General features: G+C 71.2%; 22 protein-coding genes and 1 tRNA gene. 9 read left to right on the top strand and 14 right to left on the bottom strand.

Features of this window, described 5'->3' with window-relative positions:
* Window positions 1–92 precede the first annotated feature (92 nt).
* Entirely contained in the window at window positions 93–1,130 is a 1,038-nt protein-coding gene (locus ABZ707_RS26700) for a PAC2 family protein (RefSeq protein WP_360179679.1), read from the top strand.
* Window positions 1,131–1,243: 113 nt separating this feature from the next.
* On the opposite strand, the gene mshC is transcribed toward ABZ707_RS26700, so the two are convergent.
* The 4 genes from mshC to ABZ707_RS26680 all read right to left on the bottom strand — a co-directional run bounded on the left by mshC (window position 1,244) and on the right by ABZ707_RS26680 (window position 4,785).
* Entirely contained in the window at window positions 1,244–2,473 is a 1,230-nt protein-coding gene (gene mshC, locus ABZ707_RS26695; protein ID WP_360179677.1) for a cysteine--1-D-myo-inosityl 2-amino-2-deoxy-alpha-D-glucopyranoside ligase, read from the bottom strand.
* A gap of 135 nt (window positions 2,474–2,608) precedes the next feature.
* Window positions 2,609–3,436: an SCO1664 family protein gene (locus tag ABZ707_RS26690; RefSeq protein ID WP_360179675.1), complete on the bottom strand. Its 828-nt coding sequence runs from the start codon at window positions 3,434–3,436 to the stop codon at window positions 2,609–2,611.
* Window positions 3,400–3,990, bottom strand: coding sequence for a DUF3090 domain-containing protein (locus tag ABZ707_RS26685; RefSeq protein ID WP_360179673.1), 591 nt, complete (start codon window positions 3,988–3,990; stop codon window positions 3,400–3,402). Before ABZ707_RS26685 ends, ABZ707_RS26690 begins: the two co-directional genes overlap by 37 nt.
* A 108-nt stretch (window positions 3,991–4,098) precedes the next feature.
* On the bottom strand, window positions 4,099–4,785 hold the full coding sequence (locus tag ABZ707_RS26680) for a histidine phosphatase family protein (RefSeq protein WP_360179671.1): 687 nt from the start codon (window positions 4,783–4,785) through the stop codon (window positions 4,099–4,101).
* Between the two features lie 59 nt (window positions 4,786–4,844).
* Here ABZ707_RS26680 and corA point away from each other — a divergent pair, with 59 nt between their 5' ends.
* Window positions 4,845–5,858, top strand: a complete 1,014-nt coding sequence (gene corA / locus ABZ707_RS26675) for a magnesium/cobalt transporter CorA (RefSeq protein WP_360179669.1) — start codon at window positions 4,845–4,847, stop codon at window positions 5,856–5,858.
* Between the two features lie 31 nt (window positions 5,859–5,889).
* On the opposite strand, the gene ABZ707_RS26670 is transcribed toward corA, so the two are convergent.
* A complete protein-coding gene (locus ABZ707_RS26670) occupies window positions 5,890–6,675 on the bottom strand; it encodes a ferritin-like domain-containing protein (RefSeq protein ID WP_360179848.1) in 786 nt (261 codons plus the stop codon).
* 260 nt (window positions 6,676–6,935) lie between these two features.
* The gene (locus ABZ707_RS26665) at window positions 6,936–7,988 is read right to left on the bottom strand and encodes an LLM class F420-dependent oxidoreductase (protein ID WP_360179667.1); all 1,053 of its coding nucleotides are present in this window, start codon (window positions 7,986–7,988) and stop codon (window positions 6,936–6,938) included.
* Between the two features lie 130 nt (window positions 7,989–8,118).
* On the opposite strand from ABZ707_RS26665, the gene ABZ707_RS26660 reads away from it, so the two are divergent.
* Window positions 8,119–9,102, top strand: coding sequence for an aldo/keto reductase (locus tag ABZ707_RS26660; protein ID WP_360179665.1), 984 nt, complete (start codon window positions 8,119–8,121; stop codon window positions 9,100–9,102).
* 41 nt (window positions 9,103–9,143) lie between these two features.
* On the top strand, window positions 9,144–11,390 hold the full coding sequence (locus ABZ707_RS26655) for an ATP-dependent RecD-like DNA helicase (RefSeq protein ID WP_360179846.1): 2,247 nt from the start codon (window positions 9,144–9,146) through the stop codon (window positions 11,388–11,390).
* Window positions 11,391–11,441: 51 nt separating this feature from the next.
* On the opposite strand, the gene ABZ707_RS26650 is transcribed toward ABZ707_RS26655, so the two are convergent.
* Window positions 11,442–12,092, bottom strand: a complete 651-nt coding sequence (locus ABZ707_RS26650; RefSeq protein WP_319679320.1) for a hypothetical protein — start codon at window positions 12,090–12,092, stop codon at window positions 11,442–11,444.
* A gap of 47 nt (window positions 12,093–12,139) precedes the next feature.
* On the opposite strand from ABZ707_RS26650, the gene ABZ707_RS26645 reads away from it, so the two are divergent.
* A complete protein-coding gene (locus ABZ707_RS26645; protein ID WP_030354641.1) occupies window positions 12,140–12,328 on the top strand; it encodes a DUF5703 family protein in 189 nt (62 codons plus the stop codon).
* Between the two features lie 56 nt (window positions 12,329–12,384).
* Here ABZ707_RS26645 and ABZ707_RS26640 read toward each other — a convergent pair whose 3' ends face one another.
* From ABZ707_RS26640 to ABZ707_RS26630, 3 genes are all read right to left on the bottom strand, one after another.
* The gene (locus ABZ707_RS26640) at window positions 12,385–13,101 is read right to left on the bottom strand and encodes a chaplin (RefSeq protein ID WP_360179663.1); all 717 of its coding nucleotides are present in this window, start codon (window positions 13,099–13,101) and stop codon (window positions 12,385–12,387) included.
* A gap of 138 nt (window positions 13,102–13,239) precedes the next feature.
* Complete coding sequence (locus ABZ707_RS26635) at window positions 13,240–13,473, bottom strand: chaplin (protein ID WP_360179661.1); 234 nt, start codon at window positions 13,471–13,473, stop codon at window positions 13,240–13,242.
* A gap of 203 nt (window positions 13,474–13,676) precedes the next feature.
* Complete coding sequence (locus ABZ707_RS26630; protein ID WP_360179659.1) at window positions 13,677–15,002, bottom strand: M20/M25/M40 family metallo-hydrolase; 1,326 nt, start codon at window positions 15,000–15,002, stop codon at window positions 13,677–13,679.
* A 185-nt stretch (window positions 15,003–15,187) separates the two neighbouring features.
* Here ABZ707_RS26630 and ABZ707_RS26625 point away from each other — a divergent pair.
* From ABZ707_RS26625 to ABZ707_RS26615, 3 genes are all read left to right on the top strand, one after another.
* Window positions 15,188–15,275 (top strand) — tRNA-Leu (locus ABZ707_RS26625).
* A gap of 189 nt (window positions 15,276–15,464) precedes the next feature.
* Window positions 15,465–16,148: a hypothetical protein gene (locus tag ABZ707_RS26620; RefSeq protein ID WP_360179657.1), complete on the top strand. Its 684-nt coding sequence runs from the start codon at window positions 15,465–15,467 to the stop codon at window positions 16,146–16,148.
* Between the two features lie 333 nt (window positions 16,149–16,481).
* The gene (locus ABZ707_RS26615; RefSeq protein WP_360179655.1) at window positions 16,482–17,735 is read left to right on the top strand and encodes a hypothetical protein; all 1,254 of its coding nucleotides are present in this window, start codon (window positions 16,482–16,484) and stop codon (window positions 17,733–17,735) included.
* A gap of 10 nt (window positions 17,736–17,745) precedes the next feature.
* Here ABZ707_RS26615 and ABZ707_RS26610 read toward each other — a convergent pair whose 3' ends face one another.
* Window positions 17,746–18,618, bottom strand: coding sequence for a DMT family transporter (locus ABZ707_RS26610; RefSeq protein WP_360179653.1), 873 nt, complete (start codon window positions 18,616–18,618; stop codon window positions 17,746–17,748).
* A 167-nt stretch (window positions 18,619–18,785) separates the two neighbouring features.
* On the opposite strand from ABZ707_RS26610, the gene ABZ707_RS26605 reads away from it, so the two are divergent.
* A complete protein-coding gene (locus ABZ707_RS26605; RefSeq protein WP_360179651.1) occupies window positions 18,786–19,733 on the top strand; it encodes a pseudouridine synthase in 948 nt (315 codons plus the stop codon).
* On the opposite strand, the gene ABZ707_RS26600 is transcribed toward ABZ707_RS26605, so the two are convergent.
* From ABZ707_RS26600 to ABZ707_RS26590, 3 genes are all read right to left on the bottom strand, one after another.
* Entirely contained in the window at window positions 19,727–20,356 is a 630-nt protein-coding gene (locus ABZ707_RS26600; RefSeq protein ID WP_360179649.1) for an MBL fold metallo-hydrolase, read from the bottom strand. The genes ABZ707_RS26605 and ABZ707_RS26600 overlap by 7 nt on opposite strands.
* Window positions 20,356–21,441: an S-(hydroxymethyl)mycothiol dehydrogenase gene (locus ABZ707_RS26595; RefSeq protein ID WP_360179647.1), complete on the bottom strand. Its 1,086-nt coding sequence runs from the start codon at window positions 21,439–21,441 to the stop codon at window positions 20,356–20,358. Before ABZ707_RS26595 ends, ABZ707_RS26600 begins: the two co-directional genes overlap by 1 nt.
* Window positions 21,442–21,556: 115 nt before the next feature.
* Window positions 21,557–22,258, bottom strand: coding sequence for an FCD domain-containing protein (locus ABZ707_RS26590; RefSeq protein ID WP_360179645.1), 702 nt, complete (start codon window positions 22,256–22,258; stop codon window positions 21,557–21,559).
* Window positions 22,259–22,280 lie beyond the last annotated feature (22 nt).

The following is a 22,280-nucleotide window of genomic DNA, read 5'->3' as shown; positions in this document are numbered from 1 at the left end:
AAGTTCACCCCGGCGGACACGGGCTGCGGGCGAGCTGCGGGAAAGCCGTAAGGTTGGTGCGTACGAAAGGGAACTTCGGAAGGAGGCACTGGGTGATCGAGCTCGAGGGGGTTCCCGAGCTGATCGACCCGGTCATGGTGGCCGCGTTCGAGGGCTGGAACGACGCGGGCGACGCAGCCTCCACAGCGGTCGCGCATCTGGACCGGGAGTGGAAGGGCGAGGTGTTCGCGGCGCTGGACGCCGAGGACTACTACGACTTCCAGGTCAACCGGCCCACGGTCTACCTGGACGGCGGCGTACGGAAGATCACCTGGCCGACCACCCGGCTCTCCGTGGTGCGGGTGGGCGGGGAGAAACCCCGTGACCTGGTGCTGGTCCGCGGCATCGAGCCGTCCATGCGCTGGCGGTCGTTCTGCAACGAGCTGCTGGGCTTCGCCCATGAGCTGGGCGTGGAGATGGTGGTCATCCTGGGCGCGCTGCTCGGCGACACCCCGCACACCCGGCCGGTGCCGGTCAGCGGGATCACCTCGGACGCGGACCTGGCCAGGACGATGGACCTGGAGGAGACCCGGTACGAGGGGCCGACCGGCATCGTCGGCATCCTCCAGGAGGCGTGCACGCACGCGGGCGTACCGGCGGTGAGTCTGTGGGCCGCGGTGCCGCACTATGTGTCGCAGCCGCCCAACCCCAAGGCGACGCTGGCGCTGCTGAACCGCCTTGAGGACCTGGTCGGCCTCCGTATCCCGCTGGGTGAGCTGGCCGAGGACGCACGCGCCTGGCAGCTCGGTGTGGACCAACTGGCCGCCGAGGACAGCGAGGTGGCGGAGTACGTCCAGACGCTGGAGGAGGCGCGGGACACCGCCGAGCTGCCCGAGGCGTCCGGCGAGGCGATCGCACGGGAATTCGAGCGGTATCTGCGGCGGCGGGACGGCGGTCCGGGCCAGGCGCCCGGCGGCCACGCCACGGAGAGCGGTGACGGCTCGTCGTATCTGCGCGACGCGTCGGGCGGCCGGGGCAGGCCCCAGCGGCCCTCGCGCGGCGGCCCGGAGGCGGGTACGGACCCGGAGCCGGGTCCCGAGTCCGGATCCGGTGCCGAGCCGGACGACGGGGAAGATTCATCGGAGGACTGAGCCCGGACAGCGGCCCGGCAACGGAGCCCTGACAGCCTCACAACGGACAGCCTCACGACGGAGCGGGGCGGTGCCTTCCGGCGCCGCCCCGCTCCGTTTTTTCGCAACAGACCCTACAGCGCCACTCCGAGAAGGGCGTCGACCGAGCGCGACACCACGCCCGGCGCTCCCTCGTCCGTACCGCCCGTGGAGCCCTGGAGCTCCGCCCAGCGGTCGACGGCGGCGAGCGCCGAAGGAGCGTCCAGATCGTCCGCCAGCGCCTCGCGGATCTCCTCCACGACCGCGTCCGCCGAGGGGCCGTCGGGCCGCGACACCGCCGCCCTCCAGCGGGCCAGCCGGTCCACGGCGTCCTGGAGGACCTGGTCCGTCCACTCCCAGTCGGAGCGGTAGTGGTGCGCGAGCAGCGCGAGACGGATCGCCGCCGGATCCACCCCGTCGCGGCGCAGCGTCGACACGAAGACCAGATTGCCCTTGGACTTCGACATCTTCTCGCCGTCCAGGGCGACCATGCCGGCGTGCACATAGGTCCGCGCGAACGGATGGTCACCGGTCAGCGCCTGGGCGTGGGACGCGCCCATCTCGTGGTGCGGAAAGGCCAGATCGCTGCCGCCGCCCTGGACGTCGAAGCCCATGCCGAGATGGTCGAGGGCGATGGCCACGCACTCGATGTGCCAGCCGGGCCTGCCACGGCCCAGGGTGCCCCCGTCCCAGCTCGGCTCGCCCGGACGGGCGGCCATCCAGAGGATCGGGTCCAGCGGGTTCTTCTTGCCGGGGCGGTCGGGATCGCCGCCGCGCTCGGCGGAGAGCAGCCGCATGGCTTCGGTGTCGAGACGGGAGACCTCACCGAAGTGCGGATCGGCCTCCACCGAGAAGTAGACGTCACCTTCGAGGTCGTACGCGGCCCCGGCCTCGCGCAGCCGCTCCACCAGCGGCACGATGCCCGGTATCGCCTCGACGGCGCCGATGTAGTGCTGGGGCGGCAGCATCCGCAGCGCCGTCATGTCCTCGCGGAAGAGCGCCGTCTCACGCTCGGCGAGCCCGACCCAGTCCTCTCCGTCGCGCTGCGCCCGCTCCAGCAGAGGATCGTCGACATCGGTCACGTTCTGGACATAGTGAACCTGCCGCTTGGTGTCGAGCCACACGCGCTGAACGAGGTCGAACGCGTTGTAGGTCGCCGCGTGACCCATGTGGGTCGCGTCGTACGGTGTGATGCCGCAGACGTAGATACGGGCGACGGGACCAGGCTCGAGGGTGACTCGGCCATTGGTCGAGGTGTCGTGAATCCTGAGGTCGCGGCCCTTGCCAGGCAGGGCGGGGACCTCGGAAGCGGGCCAGGCATGCATGTCCTGAGCGTAACCGGATGGAAGTTCCGGATACGAACCGGATGGGGTGTCCGGCCGTCGGGCCCCTTCCGTGCGACGCGCCGTGGGCCGGTCGGCCCTCACTCACGGGTCTCGGACAGGGGGCCCCCGCGGGTCTCAGACAGGAGGCCAGGGAATGGCCGGCCACTGGCCGGAGGGCTCGGGGTGACGGCCGGTCCGGCGCAGCTCACGGACCCGCGCCCGGACGGCCTCGGTCTCGGCCGCGGTGATGAGTTCGGCCAGCCGGGTGGCCAGCGGCGAGCCGTCCGCCAGCGCGTCCTCCAGCCGCTCCAGCACCCGCAGCACCTCGTCGGTCAGAGGTTCACCGGCCCAGCCCCACAGCAGGGTGCGGAGCTTGTCGTCCACGTTGAAGGTGACGCCGTGGTCGATGCCGTAGAGCCGGCCCTCGGGCGCGGCCAGCAGATGACCGCCCTTGCGGTCACCGTTGTTGATGACGGCGTCGAGCACGGCGAGGCGCCGCAGCCGCTCGTCGTCGGCGTGCACCAGGAGGGCCGTCCGCCCCTCCTCGACCTCGGCGAAGCCGATCGCCTTCCAGCCCTCGCCCGGCTCGTCCTCCTCGACGAGGGCGAGCAACTGCGCGGCGTCCTCGCCGGTGTCGGCCTCGATCCAGAGCTGGCACATCCCCTGGCCGTACGGGCCGTCCCGCAGCACGGTGGGCGGCACGAGGGCCCAGCCGGTCGCCTCGGAGACCTCGTACGCCGCCACCTCACGCTGGGCGAGAGTCCCGTCGGGGAAGTCCCACAGGGGCCGCTCCCCGGCGACGGGCTTGTAGACGCAGTGCGCCTCCACGCCCTCGTAGGCGACGGAGCAGTAGAGCACCGCGTTGGACGCCTCACGGATCCGGCCGCGAACGGTCAGTTCGCCCTTGGCGAGCAGATCGGTCACGGTCACGCTCCCCGGCGGTATCCGTTCTGGCGCGGGCATACGTGTCCTTCCGGGTCGAGCGGCAGGCTGCACAGCGGGCACGGCGGCCGGCCCGCGTTGACCACGTCCAGGGCGCGCTTGGCGAACGCGCGGGCCTGGGAGCCGGTCAGCCGCACGCGGAGCATCGGCGGACCGTTCTCCTCGTCCTGGAGCAGTCGCTCCTCGGCCTCGGCGAGATCCTCGTCGGTGTCGGCGTCGAGCTCGACGAGCGCCTGGGCCTCGACGATCATGCGCTGCTCGTCGCCGTCCCAGGCCAGCGCCATCGTGCCGACCCGGAACTCCTCCTCGACGGGCGCGTCGAGCGGAGCGGAGTCAGCGACGTCGGAGGGCGCCATGGCCGGTACGGGGGCGTTGCCACCGGTACGGCGTACCACCTCGTCGAGCAGTTCGTCGATCCGCTCGGCGAGCGCGGCGACCTGAGTCTTCTCCAGGGCGACGCTGGTGACGCGCCCTGCGGCGGAAGCCTGCAGGAAGAACGTACGGCGTCCAGGCAGCCCGACCGTACCGGCCACGAAACGGTCCGGTGGGTCGTAGAGGTACACCTGACGGGACACGTTCTGTCTCCCTTGGGAATCGGCGGAAACGGGCTGGGGCGGACCGGGTGTCCCGGGAGGTCACCCTGGATCGCGCGGACGGCGCGTCCACCCTACTGCGCGGAGCGATCACGGTGCTCCCGCGCCGCCTCCTACGGCCCCGGCCCCGCCGGTCGCGTCCTCACGCGGTGCCAGTCCGGCCAGATCGCCCGTGTCCCCGAGCCGTGTCAGATAAGGACGCAGGCGGGTGTACCGGACAGCCGTCACCGAACACGGGTCGACATGGATCCGCTGGAAGAGATCGAGATGCATGCCCAGGGCGTCCGCCACGATCGCCTTGATGATGTCTCCGTGCGAGCACATCAGGAAGACGGCGTCCTCGCCGTGCTCCTCCTCGACGCGGGCGTTCCAGTCGCGTACCGCCTCCACGGCACGCGCCTGCATCGCGCGCATCGACTCGCCGCCGGGGAACGCCGCCGCCGAGGGGTGCTGCTGTACGACCTTCATCAGCGGCTCGTCGGTCAGTTCGGCGAGCTTGCGGCCCGACCAGTCGCCGTAGTGGCACTCGCCGATCCGCTCGTCGGCCTGTGCCTCCAGACCGGGCCTGGCGTCCAGCAGCGGCTGGATCGTCTCCCGGCAGCGCTGGAGGGGGCTGGTGACGACGGCGGCGATCGGCACGTCCGCCAGTCGTGCGGGCAGCGCGGCCGCCTGGGCGTTGCCCCGCTCGTCGAGGGCCACCCCCGGTGTCCAGCCCGCGAGCAGACCCGCGGTGTTGGCGGTGGACCGTCCATGACGTACGAGGATCAACGTGGCCATGCCCGCCAGCGTAAGCCTCCGGCGGTCCGGAGGTGCGGCCGGGCCCAAGAGGGGGAAGAATGCGCGCCGTGATCGTGGATTGTGCCATTTACCGGGACGGGCGCCGCACCGACGGACCCGCCGACTTCTCCGATGCCCTCGACGAGGCGCGGGCCGAGGGGGACGCGTTTCTCTGGCTCGGGCTGCATGAGCCGACGGAGAAGGAGTTCGGCATGGTGAGCAGCGAGTTCGGGCTGCATCCGCTGGCCGTGGAGGACGCGCTCACCGCCCATCAGCGGCCGAAGCTGGAGGTCTACGACGACTCGCTCTTCGTGGTCCTCAAGCCGGTGGCGTACGAGTCGGAGACCGACACGGTCACCACCGGTGAGCTGATGGTCTTCATAGGCGACTCCTTCGTCGTGACGGTCAGACACGGCGAAGGAGCGGCGCTCAGCGTCGTACGGCAGCGGCTGGAGGCGGAGCCGGAGGTCCTCAAGCACGGCCCCACCTCGGTCCTGTACGCGATCAGCGACGCGATCGTGGACCACTACATCGAGGTGGCCGTGGAGCTCCAGGTCGACCTGGAGGAGCTGGAGGCGGAGGTCTTCGCGCCCGACAGCGGCGGCCGGGGGACGTCATCGGCCTCCGGTACACCGACCGCCGCGCGCATCTACGGCTTCAAGCGGCAGGTGCTGGAGTTCCGCCGCGCCAGCGGACCGCTGGCGGCGCCGATGGCCCGGCTGGCGAGCGCGGGCGTGCCGTTCGTCCACCAGCGTTCGCAGCCGTTCTTCCGGGACGTCAACGACCATCTGCTGCATGCCAACGAACAGGTGGAGGGGCTCGACCGGCTGCTCACCGACATCCTGTCGGCGCATCTCGCGCAGATGGGCGTGCGGCAGAACGACGACATGCGGAAGATCTCCGCGTGGGCGGCCATGGCCGCCGTCCCCACGCTGATCGCCGGAATCTACGGCATGAACTTCCGGCACATGCCGGAGCTGGGAACGGTATGGGGGTATCCCGCCGTGCTCTGCCTGATGATCGCCCTGATCATCGGGCTGCACCGCACATTCAAACGCCGCGGCTGGCTCTGACGCCGCGGCACCCCTTCCGCCCCCACGGACGCTAGATGACCGGCGCCACGGTCGCCGGTCCGCCCAGGGCGTCGCGCCGCTCCGGCATCGTGAGGGTGACCATCTTGCGCCAGCCGGCCAGCCGTTCGTACGCGTACACGCTGTGGATCCCCGCGGCGAGCAGCGCGGCCTTGGGCGCGGGCCAGCCGAGCAGCCGGCCCATCCGCTCCATCACCGCGAGCCCGACCTGGTGGTAGACCTGGATCTCGACCAGGGCGCACTCCCGCAGGACGCGCTGGATGGTCCGGCCGTGTCCTTCCCCGGCCAGCCTCAGCAACTCCTCGTGGCAGTAGGCGAGATGGTTGTCCTCGTCGTTGCTGATCATCCTGATGGCCCGGCCGACCTCGGCGTTGTCGCCGAAGTACTTGATCAGCATCACCATCTGGTCGGCGGCCCGCTGTTCGGTGATCCGGCTGTGCGCGAGATAGATGAGGATGTCCTGTTCGGTCAGCGGCTCGTCGCGGTGGAGCTTCTCGTGGGCGAGGCCGATGCCCCGGCGCTCCAGCAGCATCGTGTAGTCGGTCTCCGGCGGGACCTCCACCGGATCCAGACCGCGTTTCCTCAGCAGGGCGTGGAAGATCCGCCCGTGCTTGTCCTCGTCGGCGCCGTGCCGGGTGATCTTCGGGGCGAGATCGCGCATGCTCGGGGGCACCAGAGCGGCGATCCGGCCGTTCTCCCAGCCTCCCTGGGCCTCGCCGCTGGCCGCGATGGAGCAGAAGAGCCGGAAGGAACGATCGTCGTCCAGGATTTCCTGGAACAGGCTTCGGGCCGAGAGCATCACGGGCACCTCCATACAGACATCCGCAGAAACCGAGTCAAATGGGGTGCGGGGCAACAGGCAACAGGGACGGCGCCCGACTGAGCCGAAAGAAGGAGCGCACGGGGGCGTCCGGCGCGTAACCGGGCGGCCCCGGTCGCGTTGTTGTACCTGACGGCCGTGGCGGGGAGGCCCCCGAGCCCCCACCACGGCCCAGAACCTCCGGCCGGGGCTCCCGCGGCCAGGCCCTGTCCGGCATTTCCCGCCCGGCCCTCGGCGGGTCAGGACACCAGACCCGCCCGCTCCAGCGCGCCGGTGCCGACCCGCAGCGCGGCGAGCCGCTCGTCGAGGGTGAGGCCGGCCGGGGCGAGGGTGAGCGTGGTGACACCGGCGGCGGCGTACGCCTGCATCCGGTCGGCGATCCGCTCCACCGGACCGAGCAGTGTGGTCGAGTCGATGAGCTGGTGCGGTACGGCCGCCGCCGCGCCGTCCTTGTCGCCCGAGAGGTACTTGTCCTGGATCTCGGCGGCCTCCTTCTCGTACCCCATGCGCTGGGCGAGCTGGTTGTAGAAGTTCTGCCTGCGGCTGCCCATGCCGCCCACGTACAGCGCGGTGTACGGACGGAAGCCGTCGGCCAGGGCGTTGATGTCGTCGCCGACCGCGAGCGGCACCGTGGGGCACACGTCGAAACCGTCCATGGTCAGTCCGGCCTTCTCCCGGCCCGCCCGCAGATACCTGATCGCCGTGTCCTCCAGGTGTTCCGCCGCAGGGAAGATCAGCAGGGCGCCGTCGGCGATCTCACCGGTCTGCTCCAAATTCTTGGGGCCGATCGCGGCGATGTAGAGCGGGATGTGCTCACGCTCCGGATGCACGGTGAGCTTCAGCGGCTTGCCGGGGCCGCCGGGCAGCGGGAGGGTCCAGTGCTCGCCCTCGTACGACAGCCGCTCGCGGGACATCGCCCTGCGGACGATCTCGACATACTCCCGGGTGCGGGCCAGGGGCTTGTCGAACGTCACGCCGTACCAGCCCTCGGAGACCTGCGGGCCGGAGACCCCGAGACCGAGTCGGAAACGGCCGCCGGAGAGGGAGTCGAGCGTGGCCGCCGTCATGGCGGTCATCGCCGGCTGGCGTGCCGGGATCTGGAGAATGGCGGAGCCGACGTCGATGCTCTCGGTCTGCGCGGCGACCCAGCTCAGTACGGTCGGGGCGTCGGAGCCGTACGCCTCGGCGGCCCAGCAGACGTCGTAACCGAGCCGGTCGGCCTCCTGCGCGACCGCGAGATTGTCGCCGTCCATCCCCGCGCCCCAGTACCCGAGGTTGATGCCGAGCCGCATAACCACTCCCTTACTGATCAGTAACGTCGCCCTGTGCCGGGGACTCTAGCGCGCGGAACTGGCATTCGTCAGGTGTGGGTTGTCCACAGGTTCTCTCCGCGTGGGGTCTTGGCCAGTAATCTCAGCAGCCATGGAGCAGAGGCAACTCGGCCGTACCGGCCTGCGCGTGTCCCGGATCGGGCTCGGCACCCTGACCTGGGGTCGGGACACCGACGAGCACGACGCCGCCGACCAGTTGAAGACATTCTGGGAGGCGGGCGGAACGCTGGTCGACACGGCCGACGTATACGGCGGCGGGGAGGCCGAATATCTGCTCGGCAAGCTCGTCGAACGGCTCATACCGCGGCGCGATCTGATCATCGCGACCAAGGCCGGCAGTGTGCCGGATCCGTACCGGCGCTTCAACGGCTCCCGGGGGCATCTGCTCGCCGCGCTGGACGCGTCGCTGGAGCGGCTCGGCACGGACTACGTCGACCTGTGGCAGATTCACGCCTTCGACAGCGCGACACCGCTGGAGGAGACGCTCCACGCGCTGGACATCGCCGTCACCAGCGGACGCGCCCGGTACGCGGGGGTGTCCAACTTCTGCGGCTGGCAGCTCGCCAAGGCCGCCACCTGGCAGCTCGCCGCCCCCGGCATACGGACCCGGCTGGCCAGCACTCAGATGGAGTACTCCCTGGTGCAGCGCGGGGTGGAGCGCGAGGTGCTGCCGGCCGCGATCGATCTGGAGGTCGGACTGCTGCCGTCGTCACCGCTCGGGCGCGGAGTGCTCACCGGCAAGTACCGGCACACCACTCCGCCGGACTCGCGCGGCGCTTCCGAACAGATGGCGCCCTTCGTCGAGCCCTACCTCGACGAGTCCGCGAGCCGGATCGTGGACGCGGTCGCGACGGCGGCGGACGGCCTCGCCACCACACCCCTGGGGGTGGCGCTGGCCTGGATCAGGGACCGTCCGGGGGTCGTGGCCCCGATCATCGGCGCGCGCAACATACAGCAGCTCACGGCCGCGCTGTCAGTGGAGAGCCTTAGTCTTCCTGACGAGATCTGCCAGGCGCTCGACGATGTGTCGGCGCCCGTGCACCGCTATCCCGACCAGGACTGGAGCACGCTGTGAGTACGGACCGCGACACCGCCGCCGAGGAGGAGGCCGGACCCATGGCCGACGACACAGGCCGGACTCCCGCGGCCCCGGCACCGGACCCGGGCTCGGAGCCCGCGGGGACGGCCGCAGCGGCGGCGCCCCCCGGGAACGGCGGGACCGACAGCGAGGCCGGCGACGACACCGACGCCGACACCGACGCCGAAAGGGACGACTCGGGCGGCGCGGAAGGAGGAGGCGCGGAGGGCGACCCGGCGGGCACGGGCGAGGCCGGCGCCGAATCGGCCGAGGCCGCCGCCCCGGCGCCCTCCGAGGCCGAGGCCGAGCTGGCGGCGCAGCGGGAGCTGCGGGAGCGGATCGAACAGCGGAAGGCCGAGAAGGCCGGGCCCATCTCCGCCGGCGCCAAGCTGAGCGGTCAGGCCGCCGATCTGCTCGCCGCCGTGCGCGCGGTCGAGAGCGGCGCCCCGGTGGACACGTCCTTGCTGCGCGCGTCCGCTCCGGGGCCCGCGCCGTCCCGGCCGGCGCAGGGCTCGCCACGCCCCCAGGAAGCCGCCGGGGCGCCCCGGACCGCCCCGGCCGGGACCGTGTCCGCGGTGCGGGCGGTGCTCTCCGAGGGCGGCGCGCCCGAGGCGCTCGCGGGGCCGCTCTCCGCGACGCTCGGCGAGCAGGCCGCGGACGCGCTGCGCGCAGACCCCTGGCGGCTGCTCGCCGTGCCCGGCGTGCGGCCGGAGCAGGCGGACGGTTTCGCGCGGGCCCTGCTCGGAGCGGCGACCGGTCCGGGCGACGAGCGGCGGGCGGCGGCGCTCGTCGGCTGGCTGCTGGAGCGGGCCGCGCTCCAGGGCCACACCGCGCTGGAGGCGTCGGCGGTGCGCGGCGCGCTGGCCGGGCACGCGGTGCCCGATCCCGACGAGGCGGTGCAGCACGCCGTCGCCGAAGGCGCCGTGCTGGTGTTCCAGGACGGCCTCGAAGCGGAGGCGGAGGGCGGCGAGGACGACACGGCGGACACAGAGGGCACAGAAGGCGGCGCGGAGCCGGCCGGGGCACCGGTGCCGGTGCTGCTGGGCCTCGACCGGTACGCCCTCGCCGAGGAAAGCCTGGCCGACGGACTCGCGCGGCTGGTCAAGACCGGTCCCGAGGACTCCTGGGAGGAGGCCGCGGCGTCCGCCGGTCAGTCGGCGGCCGAGCTGATCCGCGCCTCCGCCGGCCATGGGCTCGTCCTGCACACAGGCGGTGAGGGCGCCCGCGCCGAGCCGGTCGCCCTGGCAGAGGCCGCCGGGGCGCTCGGGCTGCGCGCGGTCGTCGCGGTCCACAGTGAGAACGGCCGCGACCGGCTGGGCGCGGCGGCGGTTACCGTGTCCGGGCTGCTCGCCGGCACGGAAGGCCCGGGGCGGGACACGGACGGCACCTTCGCGCTCGATCTTCTGGTGGTGCTCGACGCGCCGCAGCTCGACGTGGAGACGGCGGCGATGATCGTGGAGTCGCTGCCGGACGGCAGCCGGCTGGTGCTCAGCGGTGATCCCGGAGTGCTGTGGTCCGCGGGCGCGGGCCGGGTGTTCGCCGATCTGCTGGGTGCCCGGGTGTGCCCGCGGATCGCCTCTCGCACGCCGGACCCCGGACCGATCGGCGAGCTGGTCTCCGGTGTCGGCGCCGGTGAGCTGATTCCGGTGGAGGCGCCCGGCAAGGAGGTCGTGATCGTCCCGGTGCGGGACGCGGGCGAGGCGGTGCACCGCACGGTGCAGCTCGTCGCGGACTCAGTGCCGCGCGCCTTCGGGGTCGCCGCCGGGCAGACACAGGTGATCACGGTGGGCCATGGCGGTTCCGCCGGCACCCGCGCGCTCAACGCGGCGCTCAAGCAGCGGCTCAATCCGGGACCCGGCCGGTTCGGGGGCTTCGACCCCGGGGACAGGATCGCGTATGTCCCCTCGCCCGGCAGGACACAGCAGGGCTCGGTGGTCTCCGCGGACACCGAGGGGCTCCGGCTCGACTGCGAGGGCCTGGCGGTCGTCGTGCCCAGGGAACGGGTCGAGTCGGCGGTACGCCACGGCTGGGCGCTCACCGCGCATCAGGCCGCGGGCATGCGCTGGCCCGCGGCGGTCGTGGTGCTCCCCGGCGACGCCGCCCAGGGGCTGAGCCGCCCCTGGGTCTATACGGCCTTCAGCCGGGGAGAGCGCCATCTGTCCGTCGTCCACGGCGTCGACCAGGCGCTGCCGAAGGCGGTGGCCGGCATCCCCTCCCAGGAGCGCACGACCCGGCTGCGGCCTCTGATCGAGGGTCTGCTCGCCCCGGCGGCCCGGCCGGAGTGACGGCCCGCGCCGGTCACCGCCGGCGCGGGCCATGGCCACAGGCGGCCCGGATCAGGCGTCCTGCTCCTCCAGATCGTCCAGATCCGCGTCGAGGTCGTCCTCGTCGAAGACCGAACTCACATCGAACCGGCAGACCACCTGCTGGGGGTCGGCCTGGTCGAAGGGGGCGCTCAGCCACTCCCCCGGTTCGGGGAGATCTTCGGCCGCCGCCACCCAAAGGGTGGAATCACCCTCTTCGAGTCCGAATTCCTTGTGCCTGGAGGCGATCTCGTCCGGTTCGTACTCACCGAAGAGCACGCCGAGGGCGGCATGCACACTGCTGCCCACCACAGCTCCGGTGTCGGCGTCCCCTTCCACAGCGGCGATGCGCTGCGCCTGGGCGAGCAGCCGCTGCGGCTCCACCACCGCGTAATCGCGCCTGCTCAGCACGGTGAGGGCGTTGGGCTCCTCGGGGCCGTTGTACGGCGGCAGCGAGTCGTCCGGCTCGGGGATCTCAAAGGGGGTGACTTCGTCGTACCGGTTGTAGAGCCGCTCGTCGTAGACCTCGGCCGCGACGGCGAGGGCGTTGAACGCCTCGGAGACAGCCGGGTCGTCCTCACCCGAGCGGCGTTCGACCGCCGCGAGGTGGCGGTCCAGGGCGACCTTGACCGCCTCGGCGGCGGCGCGTACCTCGGCAGCGGTGGGCTGGGCAGCATCAGACATAGAGCAGACGCTATCCGTACCGGGGCTCTGCCCGCACAATAGATGCGATGCCGGAATACGAATTTGTCGACGTGTACGTGCCGCGCGGGGTCTCCCGCAAGGAAGCGGCGCGTCTGCTGACCGACCACGCCGAGTACGGACACTGGGAACTGGACCGTCTGAGCCTCCACCGGGACGGCAGCCGCAGAGTGCGGCTGCGCCGGCGCATCATCCGTCAGGTGCGCGCCACCTGGTGAGAGCGACAGAACGGGCCCCGCTGTCGCGAGGCCCGCCCCTGTCCGTACGCGCTCGCCTACGCCGCGGCTCGGCTGCGACGGTAGATGACGCTGCCCGCGAGCAGCAGCCCCGCGGCCGCCGGGATGGCGATGCCGAGCGAACCGGCACCGGTGTGGGCCAGCTCCTGGGGCGCCGCTGTCTGCGGTTCCGGGGCGGGCGGGACGACCTCGCCGGCCGGCGGCGCCTCCGGGGTGACCGGCTCTTCGGGCTGCTCCGGGGTGACCACGGGCGACTCGTTCTCGCAGTCGCCACCCGACGCCGAAGTGCCGAGGCCGACGACGCTGATGCCGTTCCCACAGACGTTCACGGGAAGGTCGATCGGCAGCTCGATGGAATTGCCCGAGCCGATGCCCGGGGAATTCACCGCGCCGCCGCCCGTGTGGGACCCGCCGGCCTGCGAGCCGCCGCCGAGGGAAACACCGCCGTGGGATCCGTTGTATCCCGCGTCGTCCCCGTCTCCCGCGAATCCGCCGTCGTCGGACGTGTTGTCCGACGTATTGGCGCAGTTACCGCCGAGGGCCGGATTGAGCAGCCCGACGGCATTGACGGTGTTCCCGCACAGATTGACCGGGACATGCACCGGAACTTGAATGTTGTTTCCGGACAGCACGCCCGGAGAATTCGCCGCGGTGGCTCCGGCTTCGGAGTCCGCGTGCGCGTAGCCGCCGCCGAGCGCGAGCACGCCGCCCGCTGCCGCCACGGTGATCAGGCCTTTGCGCGTGACCTGCCTCATAACTTCGATCCCTGCCTTCTGCCTTCCGGACTGCCTCCGGGCTTCGGTGCCGGGGCAGGCTGCCCGGCGACCCTGGAGTACGTGGGGCGCACTCCGAGGCCACCAGGCCAGTTCAGCCCCTGAGGGGCTGAAACAACGTCACACGTTGACGCAGGTGTTGCCGAAGGCGGGGTTCAACAGCCCGATCGCGGAGACCGTAAGGCTGCACGCGTTCACCGGCACGCTGACGGGCGCCTGAATGGCATTGCCCGAAATCACGCCGGGGGAGTTCACCGCGGCACCCTGGGCACCCGAGTCGGCGACGGCCATGCCCGCGCCCGCGAGCACCAGCCCACCAGTGACTGCCGCAGCAGCGACGACCTTCTTGATCATTATTCCTCCTTGTTGGCAAACACACGGTCCCAGCCGCGGACCGCACATCTGTAACGAGGAGGGAGTAATGAGGCTACGAGCCTATGGTCGCATTCACTCTTTTCAGTCAAATACGCACGCGTTGGCGAATAGCCCTGCACCGCACCGGTGTTGGCCCATTCATCAGGCCGTTTTCCACCACCGCCGGTTCAGTGGCCGCCCGTTCAGCTCTGGTCGATGAACCGGTCCAGTACGCGCACACCGAAGGTCAGCCCCTCCACAGGTACCCGCTCGTCCACGCCGTGGAACATCCCGGCGAAGTCCAACTCCGGCGGGAGCTTGAGCGGCGCGAATCCGAAGCCGCGGATACCGAGGTCGTCGAAGGACTTCGCGTCCGTGCCGCCGGAGAGCATGTAGGGAACGGCGCGGGCGATCGGATCCTCCGCCGAGAGCGCGGTCTGCATGGCCTCCACCAGCTTCCCGTCGAAGCTGGTCTCCAGGGCCTTGTCGCCGTGCACGTCCTCGCGCCTGACCCGCGGGCCGAGGATCCGGTCGAGGTCGGCCAGGAACTCCTCCTCGTATCCCGGCAGGAAGCGGCCGTCGACATGGGCCGTCGCCTGGCCGGGGATGACGTTCACCTTGTAGCCGGCGCCGAGCATCGTCGGGGCGGCGGAGTTGCGCAGGGTCGCCCCGATCATCTTCGCGATGCCGCCGAGCTTGGCGAGCGTCGCCTCCATGTCCTCCGGGTCCAGGGGGGTGCCCAGGGCGTCGGACAGTTCGTCGAGGAAGGACCGTACGGTCTTGGTCACCCTCACCGGCCACTGATGGCGGCCCAGCCGCCCCACGGCCTCGCACAGCTCCGTGATGGCGTTGTCGTTGTTGGTCATCGAGCCGTGCCCGGCGGTGCCCTCCACGGTCAGCCGCATCCAGTGCATGCCCTTCTGCGCCGTCTCGATCAGATACAGCCGGAGGTTCTCGTTGACGGTGAAGGAGAAGCCGCCGACCTCGCTGATCGCCTCCGTGACGCCCTCGAAGAGGCCCGGGTGATGGTCGACGAGATACCGCGCCCCGTAGGTGCCGCCCGCCTCCTCGTCGGCGAGGAAGGCCAGCACGATGTCGCGCGGGGGCTTGCGCCCGCTGCGCATCCGGTCGCGCACGACCGCGAGGGTCATGGCGTCCATGTCCTTCATGTCGACCGCCCCCCGGCCCCACACACAGCCGTCCGCGATCTCGCCCGAGAACGGATGGTGCTTCCAGTCGTCGGCGTTGGCGGGGACGACATCGGTGTGGCCATGGATGAGCAGGGCGGGCCTGGAAGGGTCCTCGCCCTCGATCCGTGCCACGGTGGACGCGCGGCCCTTGTGGGACTCGAAGATCTGCGGTTCGAGACCCACCTCGGCGAGCTTCTCCGCCACATACTCGGCGGCGGCCCGCTCCCCCGGCCCCGAGTGGTCGCCGTAGTTGCTGGTGTCGATCCGGATCAGGTCACGGCAGAGGTCCACGACCTCGTCCTCGCCCGATACGGTCCTGCCCGCGCTCGGCTCGCTCACGCTGCTCACTCCCACGGTCGTTGCTGGTGGTCCTTGTATTCTCCCGCGGACGGCCCCCGTACCCCAAGGGCGGCCCCGGCCGCCTTCGGGCGCCCGTCACCCGGGACGGGGCGTGATCGGGCACCGTCGAATGTTTGCTATGGTTTTCCACGTCGGAACGGCCCAGGGCCGACGGCAGACACCTTGTCCGGGTGGCGGAATGGCAGACGCGCTAGCTTGAGGTGCTAGTGCCCTTTATCGGGCGTGGGGGTTCAAGTCCCCCCTCGGACACCAGCCTGTGAGACGGGTCTCATCCAGTGGCGAGAAGCCCTGGTGGGGCCCGTTTCTCTGTGCGCACTCCCGCCCGCCGGTACCGCTTCCGCCGGCACCCGGTGCGGACACACCGGGACAGGGCCCTCGCAACCACTCCGACCGGGGTGAACTCCTCTTTTTAAAAGGGGAGTTCGCCGATAGAATCCCCGGATGATCAGCAGGACCGCCAGATGGCGTACGTTACGCGTCGCCGCCGCCGCGGTCTTGGGCGCCGGCGGCGCGACGGCCCTCTACACGCTCAACGAAGCCGGCAGCGGCTACGCCTTCGTTCTCGTCGGAGCCGTCCTCGGCGCGTTGACCGCCCTGGGAATCGACCTCTACCGGCGGACCGCCCGTCTCACCGAGGTACGGATCAGCATCCCGCAGTTCAGCGAACTCACCTTCGTGGTGAACGACGACGCGCAGCGGGTCTCCTGGCAGTTGTTCGTGGAGTCGGTGACCCGCGTCTCGATACAGCGGCTGGAGGACGACGAGGGGCTCATCAGGGAAGCGCTCACCTCGCTGTACGGACTGTTCACCACCACCCGCGACATCCTCAGGGCCGCGCGTCCCTCCGCGCCCGGCGACGGCCTCACCGTCGAGTATCTGGCGGTGAACCTGCTCAATCGGGAGCTCAGGCCCATCCTGTCCAAGTGGCACCCCCGGCTGCGGGAGTTCGAGAACGCCCATCCCGAACTCCCCGAGTCCGCCTGGCCGTACGCGGCGGAATGCCGGTCGGAACTGCGCCGCGCGCAGGCGCACACCCGGGAGTATGTGATCGGCTTCGCCCGGCTGGCGGGCGTCCGGGAACCGGAGTTGATGCTGGGCGTCGGCGGCGGCGACCCCGCGGTCTGAGTGTCAGGGGCTGGATGTCTGAGCGCACGGAGATCACGGAGGGATCCGCTGTGCGGTATCCGGATGGGGAGAATCCACAGATGACTGATCTGGCCACCAGACTGCGTCAGTTGCTGGACTCGGGGGGGGCTGGCTCATCTCGTTCTCTACGACCGTGACACGGCCAAGGTCGTCCTGGACGCCGCCACGGAGGCGGCCGGGGACGGCCCCGGTTTTCGGCCGCTCTCCAGGGCGCACGAGCGGACGGGCCGGCAGCTCTACTACATACTCGAAGAGCTCGGACCCGATTTCGCCGAACTCCGCACCGGAGCGCTTATTCGTACGGTGCTGCGGGTGCCCTCCGGTGCGGTCTTCTATTACCTCATCGAACAGGGATTTCACCTCTACGGAGCCACACCCGCCGTGGACCGGCTCGACGAGCTGGACCTGATGCTGGCGGATAGCGTCAATGAGCTCAGGACCGCGGTGCGGTACAGCCCCCTGGACTTCGGAGCTTTCTTCAGCAGGGCGAGCAGGCCCGTGGCCGCTTCGCCGGCCGGGCGCCCCGGGTCCTCTCCCGCGGCCGAGGAGGAGGGTCCGGGGGAATCCGAGGAGACCGCCGGCTATGTCTCGCGGAAACCCGAGGGAATTACCGGCGCGTCGGACATAGTGCAGGCCGCGCTCGATGTGCGCGGATTGCACTACGTCGCGTATTACGGCGATCCGAACACGTCCTGCACGGCCGATGTCTTCCGTCATCCGGCGCTGGGCCAGTTCTTCCGGGGCCCCACCGCCGACCAGCGGCGCGACATGTCACCGCGCGCGAAGTCCCTCCTCGCCGCCTGGGCGTCCTTCGACGACCCCGTCACCACCGTCCTGGTGGTCGTCATCAGCTCGATGGTGCTGACCGGTGCCGATGGCGCCGCCGCCGGCACCGCCTCCTACGCCCAGACGCTGGTGGGCAATCTGGTGTTCCTGCTCGCGGCGGCGGTGGTCTGGGTGCTGCTCGGGCGGCGCGCGGCGGCCGGCGGAGCCCGCCGGGCCGTGCAGATCGCCGCTCTGGTGGCCCTGCTGGCCGTCGTCGCCACCTGGCAGTTCCTGATGCTGGGGCTGGCCCTTTCCGCGCTGTTCTTCCGGCCCTCGCTGGGACGCTGGATCGGGCGCCTGACCAATCTGGCCCTGTTCGTGGCGACGTTCCTGGTGGGGGTGCTGCTGGCGCGGGGCATCGACCTCCGTGTCGGGATCGTGCTGGGATGCGCGACCTTCGCGGCTCAGATGGTGGTGAGTGCCGCCGTGTCCTGGGGCTTCTCCCGCCGCGACCGTGTGTCGTTGTGCCTCAGCCAGCAGAACGGCATCACCGCGATCATCCTCGCGCTGTTGCTCCAGCCGCTGCTGCCCGACGCCGTCGCCGTCGCCGCGCCGGCGATTCTGGTGGTGAATGTGCTGCATCTGACGTCCACCAGCCTGCTGGACCTGTCCCAGGGCCGCACCGGACGGGTCCCCGGGGCACCCGCCGCGACGGACCCGGACAACGCCGGCGCCGCCCCGGACAGCACTCCCGGAACGGAAACCGCCGTGGGCGCGCCGCCCTTGAAGCAGACCGGCTGATCCGGCGCCCTCAGCGGACGCGGGGCTGGGGCATGGGTGCGCCGGAAGCCAGCGGAGAGCGGGCCAGTTCGATGCAGCCCACCGCGATCAGGGCGATGGCGACGAGCTCGGGCAGCAGCCACCAGCCGACGTTCAGGGTCTCGTGGAACAGCGTCACACCGTATGTGATGCTGATCAGCGCGTCGCCCAGTGTGAGCATCGGCTGCGACGCCGCGAGCGAGCCCGCCTGGAGCGCGTTCTGCAGCAGGAACAGCGCTCCCACCCCGGCGACAGCGGTGCCGTAGAGCTGCCACGAGGTGAACAGCGCCACCGCGCCGCCACCGTCGTCGAGACGTGCCACGGCGTCCTTCATCAGCGCGGCGGTCAGCGCGTACCCGCAGGCCGCCGCGAGCCCGAGGAGCGCGGCCCGCGGATTGCCCCGCAGCCGCAGCGACCAGGCGATCAGGACCGCCTCGAAGATCCCGGTGGCGATCAGTGCCGGGATCCAGGCCGTCCCGCGCACGGTCTCATGGCCACCGCCGGGCGCGGCGCTGGCCATGCCCAGGGCCAGCCCGCAGGTCACCGCCGCGACCCCGTACCAGGCGGAGCGGGGCAGCCGGACCCGGAAGACGGTGCTGGCGATCAGCAGCGTGGCGGGCAGCTCGATGACGAAGATCGGCTGGACCACGGCGATCGGTCCGGTGGCGAGGGCCACGGCCTGGCAGCCCGCCGCCACCAGCACCAGACCGATCCCGGCCAGCCACACCTTCTGCCGCAGCAGATGGCCGATCAGCGAGAGACGCATGGCCGCGGTGTCGGGGACCGTGGAGGCGGCCCGGCGCTGGAGCACCGAGGCGGAGCCGTTGCTGATCGCGGTCAGCACGGCGAACAGGACACTGATCACCGTTCCATCATGCGACCGCCCGGCACTGGAGGCGCTCTCATCCTGGTCCGCCCTGCCGAGTGGCGGCCGAATGGACCCCGCCGCTCCGGGCCCGCCCCGGCGGTGGGGATCCGGCCGGTAGACTCGGCGGGCTCGACGCCCGGTGGGCCGGAAAGGATACGGGGACCGTGGGACGCAGACACCGAACCCCGCCGGCCTCGCCCCTCCCCCAGCGGGACGGGATCGATCCGGTGCGCCTGCGGCTGCCGGCGGATCCCGGTGGCGCCTGGCCGACGGTGCGGGACCATCTGGTGGCCCGGTTCGGCTCGGCGATCGGGGCCGGGCGGGTCGAGGCGATGTTCCGGGAGGGGCGGTTCGTCGGGGCGGACGGGCCGGTCGCCGCGGACGAGCCGTACACCCCGGGGCGGTATCTCTGGTTTCACCGGGACTTCGCCGCCGAGCAGCGGGTGCCGTTCGAGATCGGGATCGTCCACCGGGACGAGCGGATCGTCGTCGCCGACAAGCCTCATTTCCTGGCCACCACACCGCGCGGGTCGCACATCACCGAGACCGCGCTGGCCCGGCTACGGCGCGATCTGGGCCTGCCGGAGCTCCAGCCGGCCCACCGCCTGGACCGGCTGACGGCGGGGCTCGCGCTCTTTGTCGTACGGGCCGGTGACCGGGGGGCGTATCAGACGCTCTTCCGGGACCGGCGGGTGCGCAAGGAGTACGAGGCGGTGGCCGCGTACGACCCGGGAGCGGCGCTGCCGGTCACAGTGCGCAGCCGGATCGAGAAGGAGCCCGGGGTGATGGCCGCCCGGGAGGTGCCCGGCGAGCCGAACAGCGAGAGCCGTGTCGAACTGGTCGAGCGGCGGGGCGGCCTCGGCCGGTACCGGCTGCTGCCCGCCACCGGCCGCACCCATCAGCTTCGTGTCCATATGAACAGCCTGGGGCTGCCGCTTGTCGACGACCCCGTCTATCCGGTCGTCCTGCCGCCCGGGCCGGAGGACTACTCCCGGCCGCTTCAACTGCTGGCTAAGGTGCTGGAGTTCACCGATCCGGTGACGGGCGAGCCGTTCCGCTTCGAGAGCCGGCTGCGGCTCGCCCGGTGGCCGGAGCGGCCCGTTCCTCAGTGACCCCGGGTGATCCACTCCGCCAGATGGGGTGCCTCGGCGCCGACGGTGGTCGTGTCGCCGTGGCCGGTACGCACCACGGTCTCCGGCGGCAGCACAAGCAGCCGGTCACGGATCGAGTCGATGATCGTCGGGAAGTCCGAGAAGGACCGCCCGGTGGCGCCGGGGCCGCCCTGGAAGAGCGTGTCGCCGGTGAAGACCGTGGTCAGCCGGGGTGCGTGGAGACAGACCGCGCCCGGCGCGTGCCCCGGTGTGTGGAGGACCGTCAGGGTGATCCCGGCGACCGTGAGCGTGGCGCCGTCGGCCAGCTCACCGTCCGGGAGCCGCTCCGGATGGGTCTGCTTCCAGAGCGGGATGTCGGCGGGGTGCAGCAGGACGGGCGCGCCGGTCGCGGCGGCGAGGGCCGGAGCGGCGTCGATGTGGTCGTTGTGCGCGTGGGTGCAGACGATGGCGCGCAGGGTACGGCCGTCGAGGGCGGCCTCGATCGCCTCGGCGTCATGGGCGGCGTCGATGACGATCGCCTCGGAGTCGTCGCCGACGATCCAGACGTTGTTGTCGACGTCCCAGGTGCCGCCGTCGAGCGAGAACGTACCGGAGGTGACGAGATGGTCGATACGAGCGGTCATCAGAACACCACGACCGAACGCAGGACGTCACCCTCGTGCATCCGGGCGAAGGCCTTCTCCACATCGCCGAGGCCGATGGTCTCGGTGACAAAGGCGGACAGGTCGATACGGCCCTGCTGATGGAGGTCGACGAGCATCGGGAAGTCGCGGGACGGCAGACAGTCGCCGTACCAGGAGGACTTGAGGGAGCCGCCGCGGCCGAAGACGTCGAGCAGCGGCAGTTCGAGCTTCATCTCCGGGGTGGGGACGCCGACCAGGACGACGGTCCCGGCCAGATCGCGGGCGTAGAAAGCCTGCTGGTACGTCTCGGGGCGGCCGACCGCCTCGATGACGACATCCGCGCCGAACCCTCCGGTCAGCTCGCGGATCGCCTCGACCGGGTCCGTGGAGCGGGAGTTGACGGTGTGGGTGGCGCCCATCGCCCTGGCAGTCTCCAGCTTGCGGTCGTCGATGTCGACGGCGATGATCCGGGCCGCGCCCGCGAGGCGTGCGCCGACGACGGCCGCGTCACCGACGCCGCCGCAGCCGATGACCGCGACGGAGTCGCCGCGCCCGACCTGGCCCGTGTTGATGGCCGCGCCGATGCCGGCCATCACACCGCAGCCCAGCAGGCCCGCCACGGCCGGCGAGACATCCGGGTCGACCTTGGTGCACTGGCCCGCGGCGACCAGGGTCTTCTCGGCGAAGGCGCCGATACCGAGCGCCGGGGAGAGCTCCGTGCCGTCGGTCAGCGTCATCTTCTGCCGCGCGTTGTGGGTGTTGAAGCAGTACCAGGGCCTGCCGCGCAGACAGGCCCGGCAACTACCGCACACCGCACGCCAGTTGAGAATGACGAAGTCGCCCGGCGCGACCTCGGTGACCCCCTCGCCGACCGACTCCACCACGCCCGCGGCCTCATGGCCGAGGAGGAAGGGGAAGTCGTCGTTGATACCGCCCTGCTTGTAGTGCAGATCGGTGTGACAGACGCCGCACGTCTGCACCTTCACCACGGCCTCGCCGGGGCCGGGGTCGGGCACGACGATCGTCTCTACCCGCACCGGCTCGTTCTTGCCGGGAGCGATGACCCCTCGCACCTGCTGCGCCATGCCAGGACCTGCCTTTCGTCATACGGTTCGTCGACCCCCACTATCCCGTGCCGGAGCACCACCGAGTGACGGAACGTACGCGCGGGGTAGAGCCGAGCGGGTGCGGCGGGGCCCGTCAGGGGGCCAGTACGTCCAGTTCCTGGAGGGCGCCGACGGCGATCTCCCGGGTGAGTTCCTCGGCCCGGGCCGCGTCGCCCTCCCGGACGGCCTCGGCGACCCCGACGTGCAGGGTCACGGCGGCCGGATCCGGATCGTCGAACATCACCTGATGGTGCGTCCGGCCGGTGAGGATCTCGGCGACCACATCGCCGAGCCGCGCGAACATCTCGTTGCCCGACGCGTTCAGCACCACCCGGTGGAAGGCGATGTCATGGACCAGATACTCCTCCAGCCTGCGGCCGCGTGAGGTGGCCACCATCCCGAGTGCCTGCTCGGTGAGGGCGGCGCACTGCTCGGGCGTGGCGTGGCGGGCGGCGAGTCCCGCGGCGACCGGTTCGACGGCGGACCGCAGCACGGTCAGCGAGCGGAGCTGGCGGGGCCGGTCGGTGCCGGCGAGGCGCCAGCGGATGACCCGCGGATCGTAGACGTTCCACTCCTCGGTGGGCCGTACGGTCACGCCCACCCGGCGCCGGGACTCGACGAGGTGCATCGATTCGAGGACGCGGACCACCTCGCGGACCACGGTGCGCGAGACGTCGAAGCGCTGAGCCACCTCGTCGGTCCGTACAACACTGCCCTGCGGGTATTCGCCCGCCGTGATGGCGAGACCGAGGGTGTCCAGCACACGGGTATGCAGGCCCCGGCCTTCTGTGGTCATGGGGCAAGCCTACGGTGCGTGG

The organism is Streptomyces sp. NPDC006923 (genome assembly GCF_040635655.1).
Lineage (GTDB): Bacteria > Actinomycetota > Actinomycetes > Streptomycetales > Streptomycetaceae > Streptomyces.
The sequence above is the reverse complement of the archived record's forward strand: the minus strand, read 5'-3'. Positions and strand labels throughout refer to the sequence as shown.

Excerpts from the sequence above, each read along its gene's own strand:
- mshC (WP_360179677.1), bottom strand. The coding sequence starts at position 2,473 with ATGCATGCCTGGCCCGCTTCCGAGGTCCCCGCCCTGCCTGGCAAGGGC.
- ABZ707_RS26690 (WP_360179675.1), bottom strand. The coding sequence starts at position 3,436 with ATGCCCGCGCCAGAACGGATACCGCCGGGGAGCGTGACCGTGACCGAT.
- ABZ707_RS26680 (WP_360179671.1), bottom strand. The coding sequence starts at position 4,785 with ATGGCCACGTTGATCCTCGTACGTCATGGACGGTCCACCGCCAACACC.
- corA (WP_360179669.1), top strand. The coding sequence starts at position 4,845 with ATGCGCGCCGTGATCGTGGATTGTGCCATTTACCGGGACGGGCGCCGC.
- ABZ707_RS26670 (WP_360179848.1), bottom strand. The coding sequence starts at position 6,675 with ATGCTCTCGGCCCGAAGCCTGTTCCAGGAAATCCTGGACGACGATCGT.
- ABZ707_RS26665 (WP_360179667.1), bottom strand. The coding sequence starts at position 7,988 with ATGCGGCTCGGCATCAACCTCGGGTACTGGGGCGCGGGGATGGACGGC.
- ABZ707_RS26660 (WP_360179665.1), top strand. The coding sequence starts at position 8,119 with ATGGAGCAGAGGCAACTCGGCCGTACCGGCCTGCGCGTGTCCCGGATC.
- ABZ707_RS26655 (WP_360179846.1), top strand. The coding sequence starts at position 9,144 with ATGGCCGACGACACAGGCCGGACTCCCGCGGCCCCGGCACCGGACCCG.
- ABZ707_RS26650 (WP_319679320.1), bottom strand. The coding sequence starts at position 12,092 with ATGTCTGATGCTGCCCAGCCCACCGCTGCCGAGGTACGCGCCGCCGCC.
- ABZ707_RS26645 (WP_030354641.1), top strand. The coding sequence starts at position 12,140 with ATGCCGGAATACGAATTTGTCGACGTGTACGTGCCGCGCGGGGTCTCC.
- ABZ707_RS26640 (WP_360179663.1), bottom strand. The coding sequence starts at position 13,101 with ATGAGGCAGGTCACGCGCAAAGGCCTGATCACCGTGGCGGCAGCGGGC.
- ABZ707_RS26635 (WP_360179661.1), bottom strand. The coding sequence starts at position 13,473 with ATGATCAAGAAGGTCGTCGCTGCTGCGGCAGTCACTGGTGGGCTGGTG.
- ABZ707_RS26620 (WP_360179657.1), top strand. The coding sequence starts at position 15,465 with ATGATCAGCAGGACCGCCAGATGGCGTACGTTACGCGTCGCCGCCGCC.
- ABZ707_RS26600 (WP_360179649.1), bottom strand. The coding sequence starts at position 20,356 with ATGACCGCTCGTATCGACCATCTCGTCACCTCCGGTACGTTCTCGCTC.
- ABZ707_RS26595 (WP_360179647.1), bottom strand. The coding sequence starts at position 21,441 with ATGGCGCAGCAGGTGCGAGGGGTCATCGCTCCCGGCAAGAACGAGCCG.
- ABZ707_RS26590 (WP_360179645.1), bottom strand. The coding sequence starts at position 22,258 with ATGACCACAGAAGGCCGGGGCCTGCATACCCGTGTGCTGGACACCCTC.